This window comes from Pseudomonas sp. AC112 (assembly GCF_979253545.1).
On the sequence record NZ_CEEDCM010000001.1, the window covers coordinates 1 to 24652 of the forward strand.

Consider the following 24652-nt stretch of genomic DNA (forward strand, 5'->3'; position numbering starts at 1 on the left):
CTTGAGGGTCGCCAAGGTGTCGTTGCCGGAATCAAGCTCCACCACCACCAGCGGCCGGGCCTTGCCCAAGTCCTGCTTGAGCGGGTTGATATCATCAGCAGCCAACAGCGGCCCCGTAAAAGCCATCAAGGTAGCCAGGGTCAGCGACCGGATGAGCATGCGCACCTCCTTTGAATTCCATGCAGGGTTCTTGAGTTTCATGTCTGCGACAGTCAAATTCAAGGATGATTCCTACATCACTTTAAGAAAGCGTAGGTCAGGACGCCCGCTACGCAAGGGTTTGGTGGCTGCGAGTGTCATTGTTTCCACTGATTGCGGAAACATCATGAGACCTTCCACTCCGGCCAATGCCGAGCAAATACGGGCGCCACGAGGGGGTCGGCATCCACGTGCGCCAGTGCCTGGGCAAAGCCCGGCGCCAGGCCGTTCAACGCCTCCCGTGCCTCGTCCCAGCGCGACACTGCAGCCGCCATCAAGCCCAGCGCGTTAGGCGTGTTGTTGGCGGCAAACAACTGGTCGGCAAACTGATCGGCAAACACCACCCAGGCCTGGTGCAGGTAGCGGCGGGTGCCGGTGACAAGCTGCGCCTGCATGGTTTCGTTGACGTTACCGAGCCAGCGTTGCGGGTAATCGATAATGCCGATGGCCGAGTAGCAATTGGCGGCGATGTACACCAGCCCGCGGATGATCTGCGCGCGGTTGCCGCCCAAGAGCTGGGAGGCGGGAAATTCCAGGCCCAGGTGGATCAGGATCGCAGCGCTTTCCGTCAGCACCTGGCCGTCCGGGGTCACCAGGGTGGGCACCTGTTTGAGCGGGTTGATGCGGGCCAATTCGTCACTGCCCTCGCCCTCCGCCCAGGAGGCTGCGTCTACCCGCCGCCACGGCACCCCACAGCGCTGCAGGGCAATTTCGATCATGCAGGAGCCGGATTCGTCGATGCCATAGAGCGTGTACATGGGCTTTTCCTCCTAGCGTTGCAGTTTGGCCTGCAAGGTGGCCTTCACTTGCGGCCATTCCGAATCGATGATGCTGAAGCGCACCGAGTTGCGCTTGCGGCCGTCGGGCATGATGCGTTCGTGGCGCACGATGCCTTCTTGCACGGCCCCCAGGCGCAGGATCGCAGCGCGGGACTTTTCGTTGAGTTCATCGGTGGTGAATTGCACGCGCACGCAGTCGAGCACTTCGAAAGCGTAGGTCAGCAACAGTAGCTTGGCCTCGGTATTGATGCCGCTTTTCTGCGTGGACAGCGCCAGCCAGGTATGGCCGATCTCCAGCTTGCGATTGACCCGGTCGACCTTCCAGAACCGCGTGCTGCCGACCACTTGGCCGGTATAGCGGCGCACCAGGGTGAAGGGGATCACGCTGCCGGCATCGCGCCCCGCCAGGGCGGTGTCGATGTATTTATCGACGGTGTCCGGGCCCGGTACGTTGGTGACCTTGAGGTTCCACAGTTCGCCATCGGCCGCGGCCTCGAGCAAGGCGGCCTTGTGTTCCCTTTGCAGGGGCAGGAGTTCGACCGTGGTGCCGGTCAGGGTAAGTTGGGTCATGGGGGCTGCGCCGTCTGGGTGGTCATCAGAGGCAGAGAGTGCAGGCTCTTACGCGCACGAATCAAGTGTTTTAAAACAGGCCCATTTGCCCACCGACCAGGGTGCTGAAATCGTCATTCACGAACGGCAGGATCGCATCGGCCACCGGCTGCAATTGCCGGGTGACGTAGTGGTCGTAGTCGATGGGCGCCTGCCGCACTTCCAAGGGTTCCGGGCCGTTGACGCTGATCACGTAGCTGATCCAGCCGCCGCACTGGTATTGGCGCGGGCGGTTCAGGCGATCATTGTACTCATCGGCCAGGCGCGCGGCGCGCACATGGGGCGGCACGTTGCGTTCGTAGTCGTCCAGTCGGCGGCGCAGGCGTTTGCGGTAGACCAGCAACTCATCGAACTCGCCGCTGAGGGTACGGCGCACGTAGTCGCGGATGTAGTCCTGGTGGGGCTGGCGATGGAAGATGCGCTGGTAGAGTTCCTGCTGGAACCGGCGAGCCAGGGGCGACCAGTCGCTTCGCACGGTTTCCAGGCCTTTGTAGACCATTTCCTCGCTGCCATCGCTGCGCACCACCAGGCCGGCGTAGCGCTTCTTGCTGCCCTCTTCCGCACCACGGATGGTCGGCATGAGGAAACGGGTGAAGTGGGTTTCGTACTGCAATTCCAGGGCGCTTTGCAGCCCGAACGCGGTGTGCAGATGCTCGCGCCACCAGTCATTGACGTGCTGCACCAACCCTCGGCCGATGCGGCTGGCGTCCTCCTGGGCATGTGCGCTGCCAAGCCAGACGAAGGTGGAGTCGGTGTCACCGTAGATCACCTCATAGCCTTGGGCTTCGACCAGTTCGCGGGTCTGGCGCATGATCTGGTGCCCGCGCATCGTAATCGACGAGGCCAACCGCGTATCGAAGAAGCGGCAGCCGCTCGAACCGAGCACGCCGTAGAAGGCGTTCATAATGATTTTCAGGGCCTGGGAAAGCGGTGCGTTATGTTCACGCTTGGCCACTTCGCGTCCTTCGGAAACCCGCGCGACGATGGATGGCAAACAATGCCGGGTACGGGAAAACCGTGCGCCGCGAAAGCCTTCCACCGACTCGCTGTCGTCGGGGTACTTGAGGCCTTCGATCAGGCCCACCGGGTCGATCAAGAAGCTGCGGATGATCGACGGGTAAAGGCTTTTGTAATCGAGCACCAGCACGGATTCGTAGAGGCCGGGGCGTGAGTCCATGACAAAGCCACCGGGGCTGGCCTGGGGCGGTTTGTCACCCAGGTTCGGCGCAACGAAGCCCTGGCGGTGCATCAGCGGCATGTACAAATGGGTAAACGCGGCGACGGAGCCACCGTTGCGATCGGCCGGCAGCCCGGTGACGCTGGCGCGCTCCAGCAGGAATTTGAGCAGTTCGGTCTTCTCGAAAATCCGCGTGACCAGCTCGCAGTCCTTGAGGTTGTAGCGCGCCAGCGCGGGCTTGTCCTCGGCGAACATGCGGTTGATTTCGTCCATGCGCTGGTACGGCGTGGAAATGTCCTTGCCCTCGCCCAACAAGGTCTGTGCGACGTTTTCCAGGCTGAAGGATTCGAAGCTCCAGGTGGCCGAGCGCAGGGCTTCGATACCGTCGATGATCAGCCGCCCCGCCGCAGCGGCGAAGTAATGGTTGCGGCTGCCGTGTTCGCGCCAGGCCATGGGTTCTTCGCCCCGGCCGAGCATGAGCGGCACGTTGAGGCGCTGGGCATGTTCGTGGAGGACGCGCAGGTCGAATTGCACCACGTTCCAGCCGATGATCGCGTCGGGGTCATGCCGGGCGAGCCACGCGTTGAGGCGCTCGAGCAGTTGGGCGCGGGTGTCGCAGTAGTCGAGCTTGAAGTCGACGGCGTCGGTTTTGTTCGGCGGGCCGAGCATGTACACCTGGCGCTCGCCGCAGCCTTCCAGGGCGATGGAATAGAGGTCGCCCTGGGCGGTGGTCTCGATGTCGAGGGACACCAGTTTCAGCGGCGGGCGGTAGTCTGGCGCGGGCTTCATCTGCGCGTCGCAGAGCACGCCGCTGGCGTCGGGCGTGCCGCCAAACCACACGGGTGCGGTGATAAAGCGCTCCATCATGTAGCGCTCGGGTGGGCGCACGTCGCCTTCGTAGACATCAACCCCGGCAGCGCGCAAGCGTTTCTCCACGTCCATCGCCTGGCGGTGCTGGCGCGTGTACAGGCCCAACACGGGACGGTGATGGAAATCGCACAGCTGCAACGGGCGCAATTCGATGTCGCGCTCGCCCTTGAGCAGCCAATCCAGCGGCTTGCGATGGGCCTCGGGGATGAACATCACCGAAGTCTGCACGGGTAGGCGGATAAACCTCGGGCCCTGGTCGGTGGCCAGCCAGAAGCTGACCTCCGTGCCCGCCGGGGTATCTCGCCAATGCCGGGTCAGGACAAAACCCTGCTGTAAATCCACCGTACCGCACCTCAGGAATCGCTTTCAGGGCGTGATTCTACTCGGCATCCGCGCGCGCAGACCTGAATCTCATAAATTTGTTGCAAGACGTTAATAATAATTACTATCATTCGCGCCGGAGTCGTATCCGCGCAGTGAGGACGCGCAACGCTGTTGCCCTTTTCCTCACATGACGGTTCACCGTCAGGATCGACCATGCCCATCCGTGCCCCCTTCGCTGTGCCATTTCGCCCCACCCTGCTCGCCCTTTGCTGCTCCCTGAGCCTCACGGCTCACGCTGCAACCCCAGCCACCCCGCAGGATGCGAACAGCGGTCAGGATGGCAACACACTGGAACTGGGCGCGACCAACATCAGCGCCGACGCACCCGCGCCAAGCGCCCTGCCCCCGGTATACGCCGGTGGCCAAGTGGCACGCGGCGGTCAGCTGGGTGTGCTGGGTAACCAGGACATCATGGATGTGCCGTTCAGTATGGCCTCCTACACCGAGAAGTTGATTCGCGACCAGCAGGCCGAGACTGTCGGTGATGTGCTGCTCAATGATTCGTCCGTGCGCCAGGCGTCAGGGTTTGCCAACCAGGCGCAGACCTTCATGATCCGTGGCCTGCCGCTCAATGGTGACGACATTTCCTTCAACGGCCTGTACGGCATCCTGCCACGCCAGATCATCTCCACTGACGCCCTGGAGCGCGTAGAAGTGTTCAAGGGGCCCAATGCCTTTATCAATGGCGTAACGCCCGGCGGTTCGGGGATCGGCGGTGGTGTGAACCTGCAACCCAAGCGCGCCGACGATGTCCCGCTGCGTCGCTTCAGCACCGATATCAGCAGCGATGGCCGAGTCGGCGAGCACTTGGACATTGGCCAGCGCTTCGGTGAAGACAACCGTTTTGGCGCACGGGTGAACCTGTCCCAGCGCGAAGGCGATACCGGCATCGATGATGAAAACCAGCGCTCTAAACTGTTTGCGGTCGGCCTGGACTACCGCGGCGATGCGTTGCGTCTGTCGAGTGACTTTGTGTATCAGAAGCAACGCATCAACGGCGGACGCAACTCGGTGTTCCTGGGCACGGCCACCCATGTCCCGGATGCACCTTCAGCCGACACCAACTACGCGCCGAGCTGGAGCAGCACCAACCTTGAAGACACCCTGGGCATGCTGCGCGCCGAGTACGACTTGAACGACAACTGGACGGTTTACGCGGCAGGCGGGGCCAAGCACACACGTGAAATGGGGCAGTACTCGTCGGTGACGCTGACCGATAATCTTGGCAATGCCCTGGCGAGCCGCTCGACCATTGCCCACGAAGAAGACAACCGCAGCTTGATGGGGGGGCTGAACGGCAAGTTCCAGACTGGCGCTGTCAGCCACCGACTCAATTTCGGCCTGGCCGGTATCTGGACCCAGGCACGCAACGCTTATGTGTTCAACGCCTCGTCGACAGCGACCCCAACCAATATCTACGACCCGGTGACCGGTGCGCCACCCACCTTGAACAACCCACGCAATACACCGGGCACTGACTTCAACGACCCCACGATTACCGCCAAGACTTTTGTGCGCAGCGCGGCGGTGTCCGACACCCTCGGCGTCTTCGATGACCGCCTGCTGATAACGCTCGGCGCGCGCCGCCAGCAGATGGTGGTGCAGGGGTACAACTACATGAGTGGCACCCGTACCTCCAACTATGACGAGTCGATCACCACACCGGTCTACGGCCTGGTGTTCAAGCCGTGGGAACATGTGTCCTTCTACGCCAACCGCATCGAAGGCCTCGCGCAAGGCCCGACGTCTCCCGTCAATTCGGGAAACCGCACGATCATCGGTGGCGGCCAGGCGTTTGCACCTGCGCGCTCCAAGCAGATCGAAGCCGGCGTAAAAGTCGACATGGGCACCTATGGGGCGACGTTGGGTGTGTACCGCATCGAACAGCCTGGAGCCGGTTACGTTCAGGTCATTGATGCTACGACAGCGCGCTACGTGCGGGAGGGCCTGCAGATCAATAAAGGCGTGGAACTGAATGTCTTCGGCGAACCGGTCAGCGGCCTGCGCTTGCTGGGCGGTGTGACCGTCATGAAGACTGAACTCAAGGACACGCAAAACGGTGCCAACGACGGCAACCGCGCGATCGGTGTGCCTTCGTTCCAGCTCAATGCCGGCGTGGATTGGGATGTGCCCGGCCTGCAGGGCGTGACGCTCAACGGTCGCATGCTGCGCACCGGTGGCCAGTACGCCGACGCCGCCAACAACCTGAGCCTGCCCGCGTGGAACCGGTTCGACGTGGGCGCACGCTACAACTTCAAGGTGGCTCAGCGTGATGTCACCCTCGGTGCCACCGTGGAAAACGTCGCCAACGAAAAGTACTGGGAATCGGCCCAGGGCGGTTTCCTCAGCCAGGGCGATCCACGTGTCGCCAAGCTGTCGGCGACTGTGGACTTCTGATCACCCGCGGGTGGCCGCCTTCGCCGCCACCCACTTGGCGTCACCAGTCGTAGGACACTTGCAGCGACGCCGTACGCTCCTGCCCGTAGTAGCAACCAAAGGCACAGTTGCAGGACGACACGTACTCGCGATCAAACAGGTTCTGCACGTTCAGGCTCGCTTCCGCGCCTTTGAGGGTGGGGCTGACGCGGCCCAGGTCGAAACTGAGGGTGGTGTCGTACACCACGAACGATGGGGTCTTGAAGGTGTTGCCCGAGTCGCCGTACTTCTTGCCGGTGTAACGGGCGCCGCCGCCAAGGGTCAGGCCTGCCAGGGCATTGCCGGCAAAGTGGTAATCGACCCAGCCACTGGCTGTCCAGGGAGCCTGGGATTCGTTGCGGTTGCCCTTATCCCCGTCGTTGCTCTTGGTGTAGAACGAGTCCATGTAGGCCACCGCACCGATCACTTCGAACTGGCCGATCCGCGTCTTGCCTTCAAACTCGACGCCGCGTGAGCGCACCTCGCCTTCCTGCAGCTGATATTCCGGGTACTCGATATCGCCGGTCAGCACGTTCTTTTGCTTGATCTGGTACACCGACAGGGTCAGCAACGAACTGTCGTTCGGCTGGTACTTCACCCCCGCTTCGTATTGCTCGCCCTCCACCGGTTTGAACGCCGACGCGCCGCGCTGTGGCGCCTGGCTGCCGATGCTGGGGAAGAACGACTCGGCGTAGCTGACGTAGGGCGCCAGGCCGTAGTCGGTGAGGTAGGTCAGGCCGATACGACGCGTGAGCTTCTTGTCTTTCTGGCTGAGGGTGCTATTGGCCAACAGGTCGCGGTTCTCCACTTCGGCCCAGTCTTCACGCAGGCCGACGGTGAGGATAAATCGGTCCAGCTTGATCTGGTCCTGGGCGTACAGGCCGGTCTGCTTGATGGTGTTGTCCCACTTGGTGGTGAGGGTGGGCTGCCCCAAGGTGTGGTAGTTGCTGGGGTTGTACAGCTCGATGATTTCCGCGTTGTAGAGGTTGTAGCCCTGGTACTTGCGGGTGAACTGGCGGTGGTCGATACCGGTGAGCAACGTGTGTTCCAAAGTCCCGGTGGCGAACTTGAACTGCAGGTTGTTATCGAGGGTGTATGCCGAGTTGTGCTGGCGCCAGTCAAGCTTGGTGCGGGTGGCGCGCGTGTCATCGACGCTGCCGTCCGGGAGGGTGACAAAGCGGTTCAGGTAAAAGCCTTTGTACCGGTCGTTGACGTCGGTGTAACGGGCGGTCTGGCGGAACTCCAGGTTGTCGTTGAAGGCGTGGGAGAAGTCATAGCCCAGCACATATTGATCACAGTTGGCCAGGGCTGTGCGCCTCGATCCGCTGCAGGTCAGCAATCGGTTGTTGCAACAGGCTGCCCACCCGTTGCCAGGCCGCCACATTCCGCGAGCTGCAGACGGTCGATGCTCTCCAGGGCCTCACGCACCAAGGCCAGGTCTCCTTCCGAAGGTGTGTAGCACTGCGGCAGCAACGCCAGGCTATCGAGGTAACTTTGCTCCAGACGCTTGCGCCGCCTGAAACTGAACAGCAGCCGGCGCGCAACCGTACTGAGAAATGCACGGGCCTTTTCAAGCTGAGTGAGTTGGCGCGCATCGAGCACACGGATGAATGTGTCCTGGGTCAGGTCGGCGGCATCCTGGGGGCACTTCAACTGGCGATACAACCACGCACGCAACCAGCGATGGTTGTCGTCATAGAGGGTCGCCAGCAGAGCCTTGGGATCAATGGGTGTGGACACGCGAACTGCCAGCCGCTAATGATAATTCATCTCATGACCTGTGTAGACCCTGGCACATTGCAATCGCTAAAACACCGGTTGTGGATCTGACACCCTCCACTAGACTCAGGGCTCATCTCACAAGGAAGTCCTGTCTATGAAGCCATCCCGTTCCCTGCGCCAGGCGGTTGCCCTGGCCGTCCTTCTGTCCGCTGGCAACCTCGTCGCCCACGCCGCCGATATACCCCTGTCCAAATCCCTTGAAGCCGATGAAGTCACCACAAAGGTATTGGCGGTGGATGCGACCAAGCATCAGGTAGTGCTGGCAGGTGCCGAGGGCCGTGAGGTGCACGTGCAACTCACCGACGCCGCCAAGGACTTGGGCAACCTCAAGGTCGGCGACCAGGTCAAGGTGCTGACCACCCACTCGGTTGCTGCCGTGCTGGACACCGACGTCGACAAGAGCGCACCGGACGCCAGCGAAAAAACCGGTGTAATCCGCGCCACCGCCGACAACCCTAACCCGGGCGGTGCAGCCTTCCGCCAGGTGCAGGTGCAATTGAAGATCACCCATATCGACCTGAAGAAAAACCAGGTCACCCTGGAGAATCCGGCCGGTGCGACGAAAGTGCTGAATGTGGAGAAACCGGAGATTCGCGCCGGCCTCAAAGACCTGAAGGTCGGGCAAAGTGTGCTGGTGACGTTCACCGACACCCTGGAAATCACCACCGCTCACGAAGGCTGAGTTCGCAGAACGAGGCGGGCATCAGGTTTGATGCCCGTTGCGGTCAAGCTTGACGGGCTTGGCTCAGGTAAGTTTCGATGTTGCCCATCTGCTCGTCCCAGCCACGGGAATTCATCTTGAAGGCTTTCTGCCGCCGCGCTTCAGGCACTGCGTCAAACCCTGACTCGACCACCCGCAGCAGAATGCCCGGTGCCCGGTCCTCGATGGTGAATTCCACCAGTGTCGGGGTTTCCTGTTCGTAGTCGACGCCCTCCTCCACCGCGAAGGGGTGCCACCAGAACGAGAACAGTGTTTGCGGCAGGATGCGTTCGATTCTGGCCTTCCAGATCACATGCTCGTAACCGGGATAAGTAATCGGCGCCTCGATGGTTTCCCCGGCAACAAAGGTTTTGCCGCTGAGGGCGATACCAAACCAACTGCCGAATTGCTCGGCATCGGTGAGCGCTTCCCACACCTGTTTACGTGAAGCGTTGAGCAGGACTTTTCGTTCGATGCGATCTAATACGTGCATAAGTCACCTCCTCCATTGACAGTAGGCGACATCAAACAATGCGCAACCTTGGGTTGTAAGCAATCATGATGACCCCATCCTTGAACCGGCTATACGTTATGACTGACCCGTTGAATGGAAGTTGCTTCTGTAAAGGCGTGCGCTACCAAGTGGACTGCCTCGACATGCCCATCAGCCACTGCCACTGCGACAGCTGTCGCAAAGTACATGCGGCAGCATTTGTGGCGACGGCGGGCGTAATGCGTGAGCACTTTCGCTGGACCCAGGGCGAAGCGCTGCTGGCGTCATTCGAATCGTCGCCAGGCAAGCTCAGGCATTTTTGTTCGCGCTGCGGCTCGCACCTGATGGCGGAGCGTGGGCACCAACCTCACGTCATTGTGCGGGTGGCGACGCTGGATGATGATCCAGGCATCAGGCCCACCGCACATATCTGGACATCCCATGCGGTGCCCTGGCTTGCCTATGAAGGGGTAGAGCAGTGGGACGAGTGGAAAAACTGATTAGACCTTCGGGTCTCCGGGTGGTTTAGCCGGCGTCGCGTATTGCGGCTTCAGGTGGCCTTCTTGGTCGAGCAACCAGGCGTCCATGATCTGGCGCACTACCGGTCCTGCAACACGACCGCCGGCCTCGCCGTTTTCGATCATCACCGAAATCACGATTTTCGGATGTTCGGCCGGAGCGAAACCGACGAACAAGGCGTTGTCGCGGTGGCGTTCCAGGGTCTTTTCACGGTTGTAACGCTCGCCCTGCTTGATCGCGACCACTTGTGCCGTACCACTCTTGCCAGCGATGCGGTATTGCGCGCCTTGTGCGGCAGCGCGGGCAATGCCGCGTGGGTCGTGCATTACCAGCTGCATGCCGTGGTTGACCTGCTCCCAATCACGCGGGTCCTTGAGGACTACGTTGGGCATCGGGTTTTCATCCACGGGGGGCACGCCATTGATGGTCTTGGCCAAGTGAGGTCGGTTCCACACGCCCTTGTTGGCGATCAGCGCTGTGGCTTGGGCCAATTGCAGCGGTGTGACCTGCATATAGCCCTGGCCAATGCCGAGGATCACGGTTTCACCCGGGAACCAGGGTTGTCGGCGAGTAGCGCGCTTCCAGGCCTGGGAGGGCATCAGGCCGGCTGACTCTTCGAACATATCCAGCGACACTTTCTGACCCAGGCCGAACTCAGCCAGGTAGTCGTGCAGGCGATCAATGCCGAGCTTGTGGGCCAGGTCGTAAAAGTAGGTGTCGTTGGAACGCATGATGGCGGCGTCCATGTCTACCCAGCCGTCGCCGCTGTGGTTCCAGTTGCGGTATTTGTGATCGAAGTCCGGCAGTTGGTAGTAACCCGGGTCGAACACGCGGGTCTGGGCGGTGACGACGCCACTGTCCAGGCCCGCGATGGCGACTTCTGGCTTGATGGTCGAGCCTGGCGCGTAGAGGCCCCGGAGGACACGGTTGAACAACGGCCGGTCGATGGAGTCATGCAGAGCGGCGTATTCCTTGAAGCTGATACCGGTGACGAACAGGTTCGGATCGAAGCTTGGCTTGCTGACCATGGCCAGCACTTCACCGGTCTGCGGGTCGAGGGCAACCACCGAACCGCGTCGATCACCCAAGGCCTCCTCTGCAGCTTCCTGGAGGTGAACGTCGAGGCTCAGGACAATGTTCTTTCCCGGAATCGGATCGGTGTGCTTGAGCACACGCAGTACGCGGCCCTGGGCATTGGTCTCGACCTCTTCATAGCCTACGTGGCCGTGCAATTCGGACTCGTAGAAGCGCTCGATCCCGGTCTTGCCGATGGACTGGGTACCGCGGTACTCCACCGAGTCGAGGGCTTTGGATTCTTTCTCGTTGATCCGCCCTACGTAACCGATGGAATGGGCAAAGTGAGCGCCCAGGGGGTAGTGGCGAACGAATTGCGGTTCTACGTCCACACCCGGTAGGCGAAACTCATTCACGGCCAGCAGCGCGATCTGCTCTTCGGTCAGCTCGTAAAACAATGTCACAGGAACGAAGGGGTGCCGCGCTTGCTTCAGCGCCTTGTCGAATACAGCACGGTCTTCGGCAGGCAAGTGCAACAAACTGACGATGGCGTCCAACTCGCCCTTGAGGTCGGTGGTGCGTTCACGGGTGATGGTCAGGTTGTAGCTGGGGCGGTTGTCAGCCAGTACGACGCCGTTGCGGTCATAGATCAACCCACGCGTCGGCGTAATAGGCAGTACATGGACGCGGTTGTTCTCGGAAATTGTGGAGTGGTAGTCGAACTGCACGACCTGCAGGAAGTACATGCGCCCTACCAGGGCGCAAGTGATGCCAATAACCAACAGCGCGCAGGCAAGCAGGCGCTTGTTGACCAGGCGGTTTTCTTTTTCGTGATCCTTGATCGGTATAGGTTCAGGCATTTCTACAGCATCTCGTTGAAGAAGGTCGACGCCGCATCCTGCGGATGAAAGATCAGTCCCTATGAAAATGTGCTGCACCATACCAAAAATGCGGAAATACTTTGTATCCATTTGCCCAACGGCAGGTTCATGAATCGCTTTCATGAGGAAAATTGTAGAGGAAGAGCTCGGTGGCGCTTCAGTGGTCTGTTATGGGTGACGATGTTGACCAGCAGTGCACGGCAATGAATCTCTACGTACTTTTCGACCGCCCAAAACAAAACCCCTGTTTGCGTTAGCAAACAGGGGTTCTGGAATTTAATCTTGACGATGACCTACTCTCACATGGGGAAACCCCACACTACCATCGGCGATGCATCGTTTCACTGCTGAGTTCGGGATGGGATCAGGTGGTTCCAATGCTCTATGGTCGTCAAGAAATTCGGGTACTGAGTCGTGACCAGATGGCCTCGCTTCAGAAAATTGGGTATGTGATATCTTTCGGTGTTTTGTGAGCGTCGAACTTTCGGTTCATTTCGTCTTCACACACCGCAATCTGATGCTCGTTAGAGTAGTCAAATTGCTTGGGTGTTATATGGTCAAGCCTCACGGGCAATTAGTATTGGTTAGCTCAACGCCTCACAGCGCTTACACACCCAACCTATCAACGTCGTAGTCTTCGACGGCCCTTCAGGGAACTCAAGGTTCCAGTGAGATCTCATCTTGAGGCTAGTTTCCCGCTTAGATGCTTTCAGCGGTTATCTATTCCGAACATAGCTACCCGGCAATGCCACTGGCGTGACAACCGGAACACCAGAGGTTCGTCCACTCCGGTCCTCTCGTACTAGGAGCAGCCCCTCTCAAATCTCAAACGTCCACGGCAGATAGGGACCGAACTGTCTCACGACGTTCTAAACCCAGCTCGCGTACCACTTTAAATGGCGAACAGCCATACCCTTGGGACCGGCTTCAGCCCCAGGATGTGATGAGCCGACATCGAGGTGCCAAACACCGCCGTCGATATGAACTCTTGGGCGGTATCAGCCTGTTATCCCCGGAGTACCTTTTATCCGTTGAGCGATGGCCCTTCCATACAGAACCACCGGATCACTAAGACCTACTTTCGTACCTGCTCGACGTGTCTGTCTCGCAGTCAAGCGCGCTTTTGCCTTTATACTCTACGACCGATTTCCGACCGGTCTGAGCGCACCTTCGTACTCCTCCGTTACTCTTTAGGAGGAGACCGCCCCAGTCAAACTACCCACCATACACTGTCCTCGATCCGGATAACGGACCTGAGTTAGAACCTCAAAGTTGCCAGGGTGGTATTTCAAGGATGGCTCCACGCGAACTGGCGTCCACGCTTCAAAGCCTCCCACCTATCCTACACAAGCAAATTCAAAGTCCAGTGCAAAGCTATAGTAAAGGTTCACGGGGTCTTTCCGTCTAGCCGCGGATACACTGCATCTTCACAGCGATTTCAATTTCACTGAGTCTCGGGTGGAGACAGCGCCGCCATCGTTACGCCATTCGTGCAGGTCGGAACTTACCCGACAAGGAATTTCGCTACCTTAGGACCGTTATAGTTACGGCCGCCGTTTACCGGGGCTTCGATCAAGAGCTTCGCGTTAGCTAACCCCATCAATTAACCTTCCGGCACCGGGCAGGCGTCACACCCTATACGTCCACTTTCGTGTTTGCAGAGTGCTGTGTTTTTAATAAACAGTCGCAGCGGCCTGGTATCTTCGACCGGCATGAGCTTACGGAGCAAGTCCTTCACCCTCACCGGCGCACCTTCTCCCGAAGTTACGGTGCCATTTTGCCTAGTTCCTTCACCCGAGTTCTCTCAAGCGCCTTGGTATTCTCTACCCAACCACCTGTGTCGGTTTGGGGTACGGTTCCTGGTTACCTGAAGCTTAGAAGCTTTTCTTGGAAGCATGGCATCAACCACTTCGCTAACTAAAAGTTAGCTCGTCATCAGCTCTCGGCCTTAAGATCCCGGATTTACCTAAGATCTCAGCCTACCACCTTAAACTTGGACAACCAACGCCAAGCTGGCCTAGCCTTCTCCGTCCCTCCATCGCAATAACCAGAAGTACAGGAATATTAACCTGTTTTCCATCGACTACGCTTTTCAGCCTCGCCTTAGGGACCGACTAACCCTGCGTCGATTAACGTTGCGCAGGAAACCTTGGTCTTTCGGCGTGGGTGTTTTTCACACCCATTGTCGTTACTCATGTCAGCATTCGCACTTCTGATACCTCCAGCAAGCTTCTCAACTCACCTTCACAGGCTTACAGAACGCTCCTCTACCGCATCACTTACGTGATACCCGTAGCTTCGGTGTATGGTTTGAGCCCCGTTACATCTTCCGCGCAGGCCGACTCGACTAGTGAGCTATTACGCTTTCTTTAAAGGGTGGCTGCTTCTAAGCCAACCTCCTAGCTGTCTAAGCCTTCCCACATCGTTTCCCACTTAACCATAACTTTGGGACCTTAGCTGACGGTCTGGGTTGTTTCCCTTTTCACGACGGACGTTAGCACCCGCCGTGTGTCTCCCATGCTCGGCACTTGTAGGTATTCGGAGTTTGCATCGGTTTGGTAAGTCGGGATGACCCCCTAGCCGAAACAGTGCTCTACCCCCTACAGTGATACATGAGGCGCTACCTAAATAGCTTTCGAGGAGAACCAGCTATCTCCGAGCTTGATTAGCCTTTCACTCCGATCCACAGGTCATCCGCTAACTTTTCAACGGTAGTCGGTTCGGTCCTCCAGTTAGTGTTACCCAACCTTCAACCTGCCCATGGATAGATCGCCCGGTTTCGGGTCTATTCCCAGCGACTAGACGCCCTATTAAGACTCGCTTTCGCTACGCCTCCCCTATTCGGTTAAGCTCGCCACTGAAAATAAGTCGCTGACCCATTATACAAAAGGTACGCAGTCACAGAACAAAGTCTGCTCCCACTGCTTGTACGCATACGGTTTCAGGATCTATTTCACTCCCCTCTCCGGGGTTCTTTTCGCCTTTCCCTCACGGTACTAGTTCACTATCGGTCAGTCAGTAGTATTTAGCCTTGGAGGATGGTCCCCCCATATTCAGACAAAGTTTCTCGTGCTCCGTCCTACTCGATTTCATGACTAAGAGATTTTCGCGTACAGGGCTATCACCCACTATGGCCGCACTTTCCAGAGCGTTCCGCTAATCTCAAAGCCACTTAAGGGCTAGTCCCCGTTCGCTCGCCACTACTAAGGGAATCTCGGTTGATTTCTTTTCCTCAGGGTACTTAGATGTTTCAGTTCCCCTGGTTCGCCTCTTGCACCTATGTATTCAGTACAAGATAACCATCTTATGATGGCTGGGTTCCCCCATTCAGACATCTCCGGATCAAAGTCTGTTTGCCGACTCCCCGAAGCTTTTCGCAGGCTACCACGTCTTTCATCGCCTCTGACTGCCAAGGCATCCACCGTATGCGCTTCTTCACTTGACCATATAACCCCAAGCAATCTGGTTATACTGTGAAGACGACATTCGCCGAAAATTCGAATTTCTCAACTAAGAGAACTCACAAATTTTACCTTAGCCTGATCCGTTACCAGTGAAAGTAACGTTCAGTCTATCTTTCTATCACATACCCAAATTTTTAAAGAACGATCTAATCAAAGACTAGAAATCAACATTCACCATCAACCTGATGGAATGCTCATTTCTAAGCTTTCATAACTTTCAGAAGCAGTAGTGGTGGAGCCAAACGGGATCGAACCGTTGACCTCCTGCGTGCAAGGCAGGCGCTCTCCCAGCTGAGCTATGGCCCCGTATTTCTACAGGCGTTTCCCACACAAAATTGGTGGGTCTGGGCAGATTCGAACTGCCGACCTCACCCTTATCAGGGGTGCGCTCTAACCAACTGAGCTACAGACCCAATTTCGGGCTGCTTCTTATCGTCTTCTTCAATGAATCAAGCAATTCGTGTGGGAACTTATGGAGCAGCTGATGTCGTCGATTAAGGAGGTGATCCAGCCGCAGGTTCCCCTACGGCTACCTTGTTACGACTTCACCCCAGTCATGAATCACACCGTGGTAACCGTCCTCCCGAAGGTTAGACTAGCTACTTCTGGTGCAACCCACTCCCATGGTGTGACGGGCGGTGTGTACAAGGCCCGGGAACGTATTCACCGCGACATTCTGATTCGCGATTACTAGCGATTCCGACTTCACGCAGTCGAGTTGCAGACTGCGATCCGGACTACGATCGGTTTTATGGGATTAGCTCCACCTCGCGGCTTGGCAACCCTCTGTACCGACCATTGTAGCACGTGTGTAGCCCAGGCCGTAAGGGCCATGATGACTTGACGTCATCCCCACCTTCCTCCGGTTTGTCACCGGCAGTCTCCTTAGAGTGCCCACCATTACGTGCTGGTAACTAAGGACAAGGGTTGCGCTCGTTACGGGACTTAACCCAACATCTCACGACACGAGCTGACGACAGCCATGCAGCACCTGTCTCAATGTTCCCGAAGGCACCAATCTATCTCTAGAAAGTTCATTGGATGTCAAGGCCTGGTAAGGTTCTTCGCGTTGCTTCGAATTAAACCACATGCTCCACCGCTTGTGCGGGCCCCCGTCAATTCATTTGAGTTTTAACCTTGCGGCCGTACTCCCCAGGCGGTCAACTTAATGCGTTAGCTGCGCCACTAAAAGCTCAAGGCTTCCAACGGCTAGTTGACATCGTTTACGGCGTGGACTACCAGGGTATCTAATCCTGTTTGCTCCCCACGCTTTCGCACCTCAGTGTCAGTATTAGTCCAGGTGGTCGCCTTCGCCACTGGTGTTCCTTCCTATATCTACGCATTTCACCGCTACACAGGAAATTCCACCACCCTCTACCATACTCTAGTCAGTCAGTTTTGAATGCAGTTCCCAGGTTGAGCCCGGGGATTTCACATCCAACTTAACAAACCACCTACGCGCGCTTTACGCCCAGTAATTCCGATTAACGCTTGCACCCTCTGTATTACCGCGGCTGCTGGCACAGAGTTAGCCGGTGCTTATTCTGTCGGTAACGTCAAAATTGCAGAGTATTAATCTACAACCCTTCCTCCCAACTTAAAGTGCTTTACAATCCGAAGACCTTCTTCACACACGCGGCATGGCTGGATCAGGCTTTCGCCCATTGTCCAATATTCCCCACTGCTGCCTCCCGTAGGAGTCTGGACCGTGTCTCAGTTCCAGTGTGACTGATCATCCTCTCAGACCAGTTACGGATCGTCGCCTTGGTGAGCCATTACCCCACCAACTAGCTAATCCGACCTAGGCTCATCTGATAGCGCAAGGCCCGAAGGTCCCCTGCTTTCTCCCGTAGGACGTATGCGGTATTAGCGTCCGTTTCCGAACGTTATCCCCCACTACCAGGCAGATTCCTAGGCATTACTCACCCGTCCGCCGCTCTCAAGAGAAGCAAGCTTCTCTCTACCGCTCGACTTGCATGTGTTAGGCCTGCCGCCAGCGTTCAATCTGAGCCATGATCAAACTCTTCAGTTCAAACATCTTTGGGTTTTTAAGAAACCCTAAACTTGGCTCAGCAATCGTTGGTTACATCTTTGATTTCTCGCGGAGTAACTTGTGATGCTGATAATCTTGTTGACTATCAGTCTGACTCCACAAGCACCCACACGAATTGCTTGATTCAGTTGTTAAAGAGCGGTTGGTTAAGATCTTTCGTCTCAACCGAGGCGCGCATTCTACAGCAGCCTCATTTGCTGTCAAGTGATTATTTCCAGAAGTTTTCGAAGATTTCTTCAACAACTTCAACCACTTGCGCTTCCGATCTCTCGTTAGCGGGAGGCGAATTCTACAGCGTTACACGCTGCTGTCAACACCTCTTTTTCTCCGCTTTCGACCGAGAAGATCGAAACGTTAATAGAGCCAAACAACACTGCCCTACCAACTCCTTCTGGGCTTCGATGAACTGAAGCAAGTCGCTGTCGAATTCTGCGTAACTCTTTGTTTACCAAGGAGTTTTCCGTTTCGACTGCGCCGGAAGTGGGGCGAATTATAGACTTCCAGAATCTGCCGTCAACCCTTAATTTGGATTTTCTATCAAAGAACCAGAAAACCTTCAGGAACCCCCTTTATAAGGCACCGAAAAGGATAATTGAGCAATATATTGCTCAACGCCGAACAGTTAAGCATCATAGCGCCCACGCTTCTCTTAATATGACTTTGGACGAACATCCCCAATGACCACCTCCTCCCGCAGCCTGGCCTCGACGTTATTCCCTGTCGGCCTGCTGTTGATCGCCATGGCGTCCATTCAATCCGGCGCCTCGCTGGCCAAAAGCATGTTCCCTGTCGTCGGTGCACAAGGCACCACCGCCCTACGCTTGATTTTCGCCAGCGTAATCATGTTGCTTCTATTACGCCCGTGGCGCGCAAAGCTGACGGCCAAATCCCTTCGTACCGTCATCGTCTACGGGATGGCGCTCGGTGGCATGAACTTCCTCTTCTATATGTCCCTGCGCAGCGTGCCTCTTGGAATCGCGGTCGCCCTAGAATTCACAGGGCCGCTCGCCGTCGCCATCTACGCCTCTCGGCGTGCCGTCGACTTCCTGTGGATCGCCCTGGCAATCGTCGGCCTGCTCTTGCTCATCCCCATGGGAGAAACCAGCAGCGGCATCGATCTATTGGGTGCAAGCTACGCGTTGGGGGCAGGTGCCTGCTGGGCGCTCTACATTCTCTACGGCCAGAAAGCGGGTAATGACAACGGCGTGCAAACAGCGGCTCTCGGCGTGATGATCGCGGCGTTATTTGTCGCACCTATCGGCATCGTCCACGCAGGCAGTGCATTGCTGACGCCCGCACTGATCCCGGTCGCCATCGGTGTCGCCATCCTGTCCACCGCCCTCCCCTACACCCTGGAAATGGTCGCGCTCACACGCCTGCCCGCCCGTACGTTCGGCACGCTCATGAGCATCGAACCCGCTTTCGGTGCCCTTTCCGGTCTGTTCTTCCTGCACGAGCACCTCTCACTCGCACAATGGCTGGCAATCACTTGCATCATTCTGGCCTCCGTAGGGGCCACCGTGACGATGCGCAGCGAGTCAAAGCCGTTGGTGCCCGCTGATTGAAGTCTGTTTGAATGTAGCTCTGGTATTTAACGCGCATTTAGGCCATGTTTAAGCCGTAAACGAATGTCATTCATGGAGAATTTCGACAAGGACAGCGCGAACGCTACACCCGAGAGCGAGTAGAGCCGGCCCATAGCATTGCGAGGCGGCTATTAAGGATAGGAATGAAGCGAATTTTGATACTGTTAATGGTCATGGCCATTGCTGGCTGTGCCGCGACCACCAAGACAGAAGTAAAACGAGGCAAAAAAGGGCTGCATATCAACTGTTCCGGCCTGTCTTCTTCCTGGGACCAGTGCTACACCAGTGCAACCAACTCGTGCGGCGCCAAGGGCTACCGGGTAATCGCAAAGTCCGGTGACAATTCCGAGGAACCCGGGGACTACCCCTTCGGCCTCAACCCCGCCGGCTACACCAGCCGCAGCATGATCGTCATCTGTAAATAGTTGCTCGAGCAGTCACCCCCCGACTGCTCCTATTAAATTCCAGATACAAATCCAGCCCTTCGCGGCGCTGCGTCTAAACTCCTGCTCGACTATCGAGCCAACGGAGTTCCCATGACGCACAACAAGAAAATCGTATTGGTAGTGGGCGCCGGTGATGCAACCGGCGGCGCCATTGCCAAACGCTTTGCCCGCGAAGGCTATGTGGCCTGCGTGACACGCCGCAGTGCCGAAAAATTGCAGCCGCTGGTAGACAGTATTCAAGCTGCAGGCGGCGAGGCCCATGGGTTTGCCTGCGATGCGCGCAAGGAAGACGACGTCATCGCACTGATCGAACACATCGAAACAGACCTGGGCCCCATCGAGGCCTTCGTGTTCAACATCGGCGCCAACGTACCGTGCAGCATCCTCGAAGAAACCGCGCGCAAGTATTTCAAGATCTGGGAGATGGCCTGTTTTTCGGGTTTCCTGAATGCACGCGAAGTGGCCAAGCGCATGGTCACTCGCAATCGCGGCACCATTCTGTTCACGGGCGCCACCGCTGGTTTGCGCGGCAGTGCAGGTTTTGCCGCATTCGCCGGGGCCAAGCACGGAATTCGGGCGCTCGCGCAGAGCATGGCGCGGGAATTGGGGCCCAGGAACATCCACGTCGCCCATATCGTGGTCGACGGCGCCATCGACACCGACTTCATTCGCGACAATTTCCCGCAGAAATACGCGCTCAAGGACCAGGACGGCATCCTCAACCCCGAGCACATCGCCGATAACTATTGGTACCTGCATAGCCAGCCACGCGACGCCTGGACCTTCGAACTGGACCTGCGCCCCTGGAATGAAACTTGGTAAGCACGCCCCCATAACAATAAGCAGCGAGCATCAACCATGAGTAAAACCCTGGAATTCTTCTTTGACCTCGGCAGCCCGGCCACTTACCTGGCCTACACCCAATTGCCGGCGTTGTGCGCGGCAACCGGTACGCAGTTGGTGTACAAACCCATGCTCTTGGGCGGCGTGTTCAAGGCCACCGGCAATGCCTCTCCAATCACCGTTCCTGCCAAGGGCCGCTACATGTTTGATGACTTGGCGCGTTATGCCCGTCGCTACAACGTGCCGCTCCAGTTCAACCCGCATTTTCCCATCAACACCCTGGTATTGATGCGCGCGATCACCGGCGTCCAATTGCACCACCCTGAACGTTTCCTGGACGTTGTCGATTGCCTGTTCCGCGCCCTTTGGGTCGATGGCCGTCACTTGGGAGACCCCACCGTGGTAGCTGCCGTGCTCACCGAGCACGGATTTGACCCGGATGAGCTGCTGGCACTGGCTAATGACGAACGTGTAAAGGCTGCCCTCAAAGACAACACCGAACAGGCCGTTCAACGCGGCGTGTTCGGTGCACCCAGCATGTTTGTAGGCAAACAGTTGTTCTTTGGTCAGGACCGTCTGGATTTCGTGCGCGAAGCCTTGAGTTAGATCTCGATCGCCAAGCGCCCTTGCGCGCCGCTTGCGAGCAGATCGTAAGCGGCGTTTGCGCTGTGCAAATCGAAGTGACGCCCATCCATGATCGGCTTGAGCTTGCCGGCATCGATCAACCGCGCTGCCTCGGAAAGGATCTGCCCGTGATGCTCACACCCTTTTGCGGTCAACAACGGTAACAAGGTAAACACGCCAGAGTAGCTCGCCCCACGAAACGACAATGGCGCCAGGCTGTGCTGCCCCCATCCCAGGCAACTCACTACATGACCGTGATAGGTCCTGGCCGCTCGGAAGGATGCATCCAGCGTCTCCCCGCCGACGGTGTCATACACAATGTCGAAACCTTCGCCCGCGGTGTACTGCGCGACATAGGCTTCAACCGTCTGCTGCTGATAGTCAATGAACGTTGCGCCCAGCTCCTCGATAACCGAGCGATGCCTGGCAGAGCCAGTGGCATACACCTGAGCGCCATAAGCAAGCGCCAATTGCACCGCTACATGCCCTACACCACCGGCACCACCCTGGATCAACACTTTGTGTCCAGAACCTACCTGGGCCCGGTCCACCAACCCCTCCCATGCCGTAATCAACACCAGCGGCAACACCGCCGCTTCACGCATGCTCAAGGTCCTGGGTTTCTTCGCCAGCAAACGAGCATCAACTGCCGCATATTCCGCCAGCGAGCCCTGTGCACCGCCAATCCCGGTTGCCAACGCATACACATCATCGCCTACCTGCCACTCACCGGCGCCCGGGCCGACGGCTTCTACGGAGCCCGCCAAGTCCACCCCGAGTACCGCCGGCAAAGGTTGGCGGGCATGGGCAGCCTGGCCTGCACGAATTTTGCCGTCCAATGGGTTAAGGCCACTGGCGCGAATCCGGACCAGCACTTGGCCAGTGCCGGCCACGGGTTTGGGCATTGTCGTCAGCCGAAGCGGCGCATCCACGGTGTCCACAATCAGGGCGTGCATATCAGTCATGTTGGCGATCTCGCGTCATAGGAGGATGAAGCCCATGATCCGCCTGCCCACTCATGCCGATAAGACGCTGAAAAGCTATAGTACCCATGCCCTTTCGGCATGAATCGGACAGCTCATGGACAAACTCAACGCAATGGCGATTTTCGTTCGGGTGATCGAACGCGGCAGTTTTTCCGCAGTCGCCCGAGAAATGCAGACCACCCAACCCACCATCAGCAAAATACTGCGAGCCTTGGAAACCGAACTGGGCGGCAAGTTGATTGCCCGCAGTACGCGCCAACTGTCCCTGACCGACGAAGGTCAGCGGTACTACAGCCATTGCCGCGAAATCCTCGCTGCAGTAGACGCGGCCGAACACAGCTTCCAGACCGGCAAAGAGGCGATCGCCGGTCCCTTGCGTATCGGTTCGTCGGTGAGTTTCGGGCGCTTGCATATTGCTGCACGCCTCAGCGATTTCCTGCAGCAATACCCTGACGTGCAGGTGGACCTGCAACTCAACGATCACCTGCAGGACATGGTCAGCGAAGGCCTGGACGTGACTCTGCGAATTGGCGAATTGCGCGACAGTGGCTTGATTGCACGACAGATCGGTACCACCCACCGCGTCACCCTGGCCAGCCCGGACTACCTGGCCCGCCATCCCGCACCGCAAACCCCGCAGGCGCTCAGCCAGCACAACTGCCTGCTCTTTAACCTGCTCAGCAGCCAGAACCAGTGGGTGTACGAAAAGGAGGGCACACGGCACAGCGTGCGCATCACCGGCAACGCCCAGAGCAACAACTCCGAAGCGGTGCGGGAAATGGTGTTGACGGGGCTCGGCATTGCGCTGTCGCCCCTATGGTTGTTCTACGACGATTTGAAGGCCGGCCGTGTGGTCGCGCTGTTGCAGGATTACACCGCGCAGTCGCTGCCGATCCATGCAGTGTCGGCGCCCAACCGTCGCCAGTCAGCCCGGGTCAAGGCGTTCGTCGACTACATGGCCGACGCCCTGGCCCAAGCCCCTGAACTGCAGCCGATCAAATAGCCGCGGTGCGTACCTGCAGCCACTCAAGCGCGGCACCACTGAGCAACGGGCTCAACCGCGCACGCACTTCAGCGTGGTAAGCGTTGAACCACTCGCGCTCGTCCGCCGTCAGCAGCGCGGGCTCCAGGCAGCGCGTATCGATCGGGCACAAGGTCAGGGTTTCAAACTTGAGGAACTCGCCGAACTCGGTCTTGCCTGCTTCGCGGTTGAGCACCAGGTTCTCGATGCGCACGCCCCAACGACCCGGACGGTAAGTACCCGGCTCAATGGAGGTGATCATCCCCGGCTGCATCGCCGTTTGCGGCGCCGTGACAGCTTGATAGGCAATCACTTGCGGACCTTCATGCACATTGAGGAAATAACCCACGCCGTGCCCGGTGCCGTGGCCGTAGTCCACGCCTTCCGCCCAGATCGGCGCACGGGCAATGGCGTCCAACAGGGGCGACAGGATCCCTTTCGGGAAGTGTGCACGGGACAAGGCGATCACGCCCTTGAGTACGCGGGTGCAGTCACGCTTCTGCTCGTCACTCGGCGTGCCGATAGGCACCATCCGCGTGATATCCGTGGTGCCGCCCAGGTACTGGCCACCCGAGTCAATCAGCAACAAGCCATCACCTTCGATCAGCGCATGCTCTTCTTCAGTGGCATGGTAATGCGGCATCGCCCCATTGGCGTTGTAGGCCGCGATGGTGTTGAAACTCAGCGATACATAACCGGGGCGCCGGGTGCGCGCGGCGGTCAGGTGCTCGTCGATAGTCAGTTCGGTGATGCGCTCACGGCCCAGTGCGCTGTCCAGCCAGGCGAAAAATTCGCACAGCGCCGCGCCATCCTGCTCCATGGCTTGGCGGATATGTTCCGCGTCGGCCAGGCTCTTGCGGGACTTGGCCAATGTGGTCGGGTTAAGCCCTTCGACCAGCTTGACACCGGCATCCAGGTTTTCCAGCAGGCCAGCGGTGACACGAGCAGGGTCGACCTGCAAGCTGGCGCCCGTAGGCACCGCGCGCAACGCGCCAGCCACTTCCCTGTAGTCGCGCAGCGTCACGCCATCCTGCTCCAGCACCGCCCGCAGCTCAGCATCGACTTTGCTCAGTGCCACGAACAACGTGGCCTGTTGCTGATTGATCAACGCAAAGGACACAAACACCGGGTTGAAGGAAACATCACCACCGCGCAAGTTGAACAGCCAGGCGATGTCATCCAGGGTTGCAATGAAATGCCAATCGGCGCCCTTCTCTTTCAAGGCGGCGCGCAGCGCGGCGAGTTTTTCACCACGGCTGACAGTGGCCTGCGGTGGCAAATGTTGATAGATCGGCTGGTTCGGCAACGCCGGGCGGTCTTGCCAGACTTCATCCAACAGGTCGATATCCGTACGCAGTTGTGCGCCGCGCTCTGCCAGCTTGGCGCCCAGGGTGCGCGCCGAGGCCACGGCCATCACCGCACCGTCCACGGCGACTACGCCCCCTTCCGGCGTCTGCTCGGCCAGCCACTCCAGCGGACCGGGTTGGCCCGGCTGCAGCTTGACCAATTCGATGCCGCTGCCCTTGAGTTCCTTGGTCGCCTGTTCCCAGTAGCGGCTGTCGGCCCACACACCGGCGAAGTCTGCAGTGACAATCAGCGTCCCCACCGAACCATGAAACCCCGACAACCATTGCCGCCCCTGCCAGTAACCCGGCAGGTATTCGGACAGGTGCGGGTCGGCCGACGGCACCAGCAGGGCGTGAATGCCCTCGCGGCTCATCAGTTCACGGGTATGCGCCAGGCGCTGGGGAACCGTTCCATGGGTCAAGGGCTGCGTACTCATTGTGTCTCCTGCTAACCACGAATAA

15 protein-coding genes, 2 tRNA genes, 3 rRNA genes and 3 pseudogenes are annotated in these 24652 nt (G+C 58.2%); 8 read left to right on the top strand and 15 right to left on the bottom strand.

Annotated features, from left to right (window positions below; all coding sequences use genetic code 11):
* From AC0IYN_RS00005 to AC0IYN_RS00020, 4 genes and pseudogenes are all read right to left on the bottom strand, one after another.
* A pseudogene (locus AC0IYN_RS00005) lies at positions 1-159 on the bottom strand (DUF4174 domain-containing protein); the annotation flags it as partial.
* Between the two features lie 164 nt (positions 160-323).
* Positions 324-956, bottom strand: coding sequence for a glutathione S-transferase N-terminal domain-containing protein (locus AC0IYN_RS00010; RefSeq protein WP_406597933.1), 633 nt, complete (start codon positions 954-956; stop codon positions 324-326).
* A 12-nt stretch (positions 957-968) separates the two neighbouring features.
* Complete coding sequence (locus AC0IYN_RS00015; protein WP_471840094.1) at positions 969-1547, bottom strand: GNAT family N-acetyltransferase; 579 nt, start codon at positions 1545-1547, stop codon at positions 969-971.
* Positions 1548-1617: 70 nt separating this feature from the next.
* Positions 1618-3975: a DNA polymerase II gene (locus tag AC0IYN_RS00020; protein ID WP_471840096.1), complete on the bottom strand. Its 2358-nt coding sequence runs from the start codon at positions 3973-3975 to the stop codon at positions 1618-1620.
* Positions 3976-4170: 195 nt separating this feature from the next.
* On the opposite strand from AC0IYN_RS00020, the gene AC0IYN_RS00025 reads away from it, so the two are divergent.
* Complete coding sequence (locus tag AC0IYN_RS00025) at positions 4171-6414, top strand: TonB-dependent receptor (RefSeq protein ID WP_406597936.1); 2244 nt, start codon at positions 4171-4173, stop codon at positions 6412-6414.
* Between the two features lie 40 nt (positions 6415-6454).
* On the opposite strand, the pseudogene AC0IYN_RS00030 reads toward AC0IYN_RS00025, so the two are convergent.
* Together AC0IYN_RS00030 and AC0IYN_RS00035 are read right to left on the bottom strand one after the other, a co-directional pair.
* Positions 6455-7726: pseudogene (locus tag AC0IYN_RS00030) on the bottom strand (TonB-dependent siderophore receptor); the annotation flags it as partial.
* A 101-nt stretch (positions 7727-7827) separates the two neighbouring features.
* Positions 7828-8160, bottom strand: a pseudogene (locus AC0IYN_RS00035) (sigma factor); the annotation flags it as partial.
* Between the two features lie 148 nt (positions 8161-8308).
* Between AC0IYN_RS00035 and AC0IYN_RS00040 the strand changes: the two are divergent.
* Positions 8309-8896 carry a hypothetical protein gene (locus AC0IYN_RS00040; protein ID WP_457267368.1) on the top strand — a complete coding sequence of 196 codons (588 nt, stop codon included), beginning with the start codon at positions 8309-8311 and terminating at the stop codon, positions 8894-8896.
* Between the two features lie 43 nt (positions 8897-8939).
* On the opposite strand, the gene AC0IYN_RS00045 is transcribed toward AC0IYN_RS00040, so the two are convergent.
* Positions 8940-9407, bottom strand: a complete 468-nt coding sequence (locus AC0IYN_RS00045) for an SRPBCC family protein (RefSeq protein WP_406597938.1) — start codon at positions 9405-9407, stop codon at positions 8940-8942.
* A gap of 98 nt (positions 9408-9505) precedes the next feature.
* On the opposite strand from AC0IYN_RS00045, the gene AC0IYN_RS00050 reads away from it, so the two are divergent.
* Positions 9506-9907 carry a GFA family protein gene (locus AC0IYN_RS00050; protein WP_406597939.1) on the top strand — a complete coding sequence of 134 codons (402 nt, stop codon included), beginning with the start codon at positions 9506-9508 and terminating at the stop codon, positions 9905-9907.
* Here the strand turns inward: AC0IYN_RS00050 and mrdA are convergent, their stop codons facing one another.
* From mrdA to AC0IYN_RS00080, 6 genes are all read right to left on the bottom strand, one after another.
* Positions 9908-11800: a penicillin-binding protein 2 gene (gene mrdA / locus AC0IYN_RS00055; RefSeq protein WP_471840097.1), complete on the bottom strand. Its 1893-nt coding sequence runs from the start codon at positions 11798-11800 to the stop codon at positions 9908-9910.
* A gap of 301 nt (positions 11801-12101) precedes the next feature.
* A 5S ribosomal RNA gene (gene rrf / locus AC0IYN_RS00060) occupies positions 12102-12217 on the bottom strand.
* 157 nt (positions 12218-12374) lie between these two features.
* Positions 12375-15266 (bottom strand): 23S ribosomal RNA (locus AC0IYN_RS00065).
* Positions 15267-15515: 249 nt separating this feature from the next.
* Positions 15516-15591 (bottom strand) — tRNA-Ala (locus tag AC0IYN_RS00070).
* A 30-nt stretch (positions 15592-15621) separates the two neighbouring features.
* A tRNA-Ile gene (locus AC0IYN_RS00075) sits at positions 15622-15698 on the bottom strand.
* An 82-nt stretch (positions 15699-15780) separates the two neighbouring features.
* Positions 15781-17317 (bottom strand): 16S ribosomal RNA (locus AC0IYN_RS00080).
* Together the 16S, 23S and 5S rRNA genes with 2 tRNA genes alongside form the textbook arrangement of a ribosomal RNA operon.
* Before the next feature lie 698 nt (positions 17318-18015).
* Here AC0IYN_RS00080 and rhtA point away from each other — a divergent pair.
* The 4 genes from rhtA to AC0IYN_RS00100 all read left to right on the top strand — a co-directional run bounded on the left by rhtA (position 18016) and on the right by AC0IYN_RS00100 (position 20819).
* Positions 18016-18903: a threonine/homoserine exporter RhtA gene (rhtA, locus tag AC0IYN_RS00085; RefSeq protein ID WP_471840098.1), complete on the top strand. Its 888-nt coding sequence runs from the start codon at positions 18016-18018 to the stop codon at positions 18901-18903.
* A 164-nt stretch (positions 18904-19067) separates the two neighbouring features.
* Positions 19068-19349 (top strand): hypothetical protein, encoded by a 282-nt coding sequence (locus AC0IYN_RS00090; protein ID WP_016980214.1) that lies wholly within the window; start codon positions 19068-19070, stop codon positions 19347-19349.
* Positions 19350-19460: 111 nt separating this feature from the next.
* Positions 19461-20192 carry an SDR family oxidoreductase gene (locus tag AC0IYN_RS00095; protein WP_406599904.1) on the top strand — a complete coding sequence of 244 codons (732 nt, stop codon included), beginning with the start codon at positions 19461-19463 and terminating at the stop codon, positions 20190-20192.
* A gap of 36 nt (positions 20193-20228) precedes the next feature.
* The gene (locus tag AC0IYN_RS00100) at positions 20229-20819 is read left to right on the top strand and encodes a 2-hydroxychromene-2-carboxylate isomerase (RefSeq protein ID WP_406599905.1); all 591 of its coding nucleotides are present in this window, start codon (positions 20229-20231) and stop codon (positions 20817-20819) included.
* Here AC0IYN_RS00100 and AC0IYN_RS00105 read toward each other — a convergent pair.
* A complete protein-coding gene (locus AC0IYN_RS00105; protein WP_457239725.1) occupies positions 20816-21802 on the bottom strand; it encodes a zinc-dependent alcohol dehydrogenase family protein in 987 nt (328 codons plus the stop codon). The genes AC0IYN_RS00100 and AC0IYN_RS00105 overlap by 4 nt on opposite strands.
* A 115-nt stretch (positions 21803-21917) precedes the next feature.
* On the opposite strand from AC0IYN_RS00105, the gene AC0IYN_RS00110 reads away from it, so the two are divergent.
* The gene (locus tag AC0IYN_RS00110) at positions 21918-22826 is read left to right on the top strand and encodes a LysR family transcriptional regulator (RefSeq protein ID WP_406599907.1); all 909 of its coding nucleotides are present in this window, start codon (positions 21918-21920) and stop codon (positions 22824-22826) included.
* Here AC0IYN_RS00110 and AC0IYN_RS00115 read toward each other — a convergent pair.
* Complete coding sequence (locus AC0IYN_RS00115; RefSeq protein ID WP_471840100.1) at positions 22819-24627, bottom strand: aminopeptidase P family protein; 1809 nt, start codon at positions 24625-24627, stop codon at positions 22819-22821. The genes AC0IYN_RS00110 and AC0IYN_RS00115 overlap by 8 nt on opposite strands.
* Between the last annotated feature and the right edge of the window lie 25 nt (positions 24628-24652).

What these genes read in the sequence shown, in the direction of transcription:
- AC0IYN_RS00110 (WP_406599907.1), top strand. Translation starts at nt 21,918, where the DNA reads ATGGACAAACTCAACGCAATGGCGATTTTCGTTCGGGTGATCGAACGC.
- AC0IYN_RS00010 (WP_406597933.1), bottom strand. Translation starts at nt 956, where the DNA reads ATGTACACGCTCTATGGCATCGACGAATCCGGCTCCTGCATGATCGAA.
- rhtA (WP_471840098.1), top strand. Translation starts at nt 18,016, where the DNA reads ATGACCACCTCCTCCCGCAGCCTGGCCTCGACGTTATTCCCTGTCGGC.
- AC0IYN_RS00105 (WP_457239725.1), bottom strand. Translation starts at nt 21,802, where the DNA reads ATGACTGATATGCACGCCCTGATTGTGGACACCGTGGATGCGCCGCTT.
- AC0IYN_RS00025 (WP_406597936.1), top strand. Translation starts at nt 4,171, where the DNA reads ATGCCCATCCGTGCCCCCTTCGCTGTGCCATTTCGCCCCACCCTGCTC.
- AC0IYN_RS00115 (WP_471840100.1), bottom strand. Translation starts at nt 24,627, where the DNA reads ATGAGTACGCAGCCCTTGACCCATGGAACGGTTCCCCAGCGCCTGGCG.
- AC0IYN_RS00100 (WP_406599905.1), top strand. Translation starts at nt 20,229, where the DNA reads ATGAGTAAAACCCTGGAATTCTTCTTTGACCTCGGCAGCCCGGCCACT.
- AC0IYN_RS00040 (WP_457267368.1), top strand. Translation starts at nt 8,309, where the DNA reads ATGAAGCCATCCCGTTCCCTGCGCCAGGCGGTTGCCCTGGCCGTCCTT.
- AC0IYN_RS00045 (WP_406597938.1), bottom strand. Translation starts at nt 9,407, where the DNA reads ATGCACGTATTAGATCGCATCGAACGAAAAGTCCTGCTCAACGCTTCA.
- AC0IYN_RS00050 (WP_406597939.1), top strand. Translation starts at nt 9,506, where the DNA reads ATGACTGACCCGTTGAATGGAAGTTGCTTCTGTAAAGGCGTGCGCTAC.
- AC0IYN_RS00015 (WP_471840094.1), bottom strand. Translation starts at nt 1,547, where the DNA reads ATGACCCAACTTACCCTGACCGGCACCACGGTCGAACTCCTGCCCCTG.
- mrdA (WP_471840097.1), bottom strand. Translation starts at nt 11,800, where the DNA reads ATGCCTGAACCTATACCGATCAAGGATCACGAAAAAGAAAACCGCCTG.
- AC0IYN_RS00095 (WP_406599904.1), top strand. Translation starts at nt 19,461, where the DNA reads ATGACGCACAACAAGAAAATCGTATTGGTAGTGGGCGCCGGTGATGCA.
- AC0IYN_RS00090 (WP_016980214.1), top strand. Translation starts at nt 19,068, where the DNA reads ATGAAGCGAATTTTGATACTGTTAATGGTCATGGCCATTGCTGGCTGT.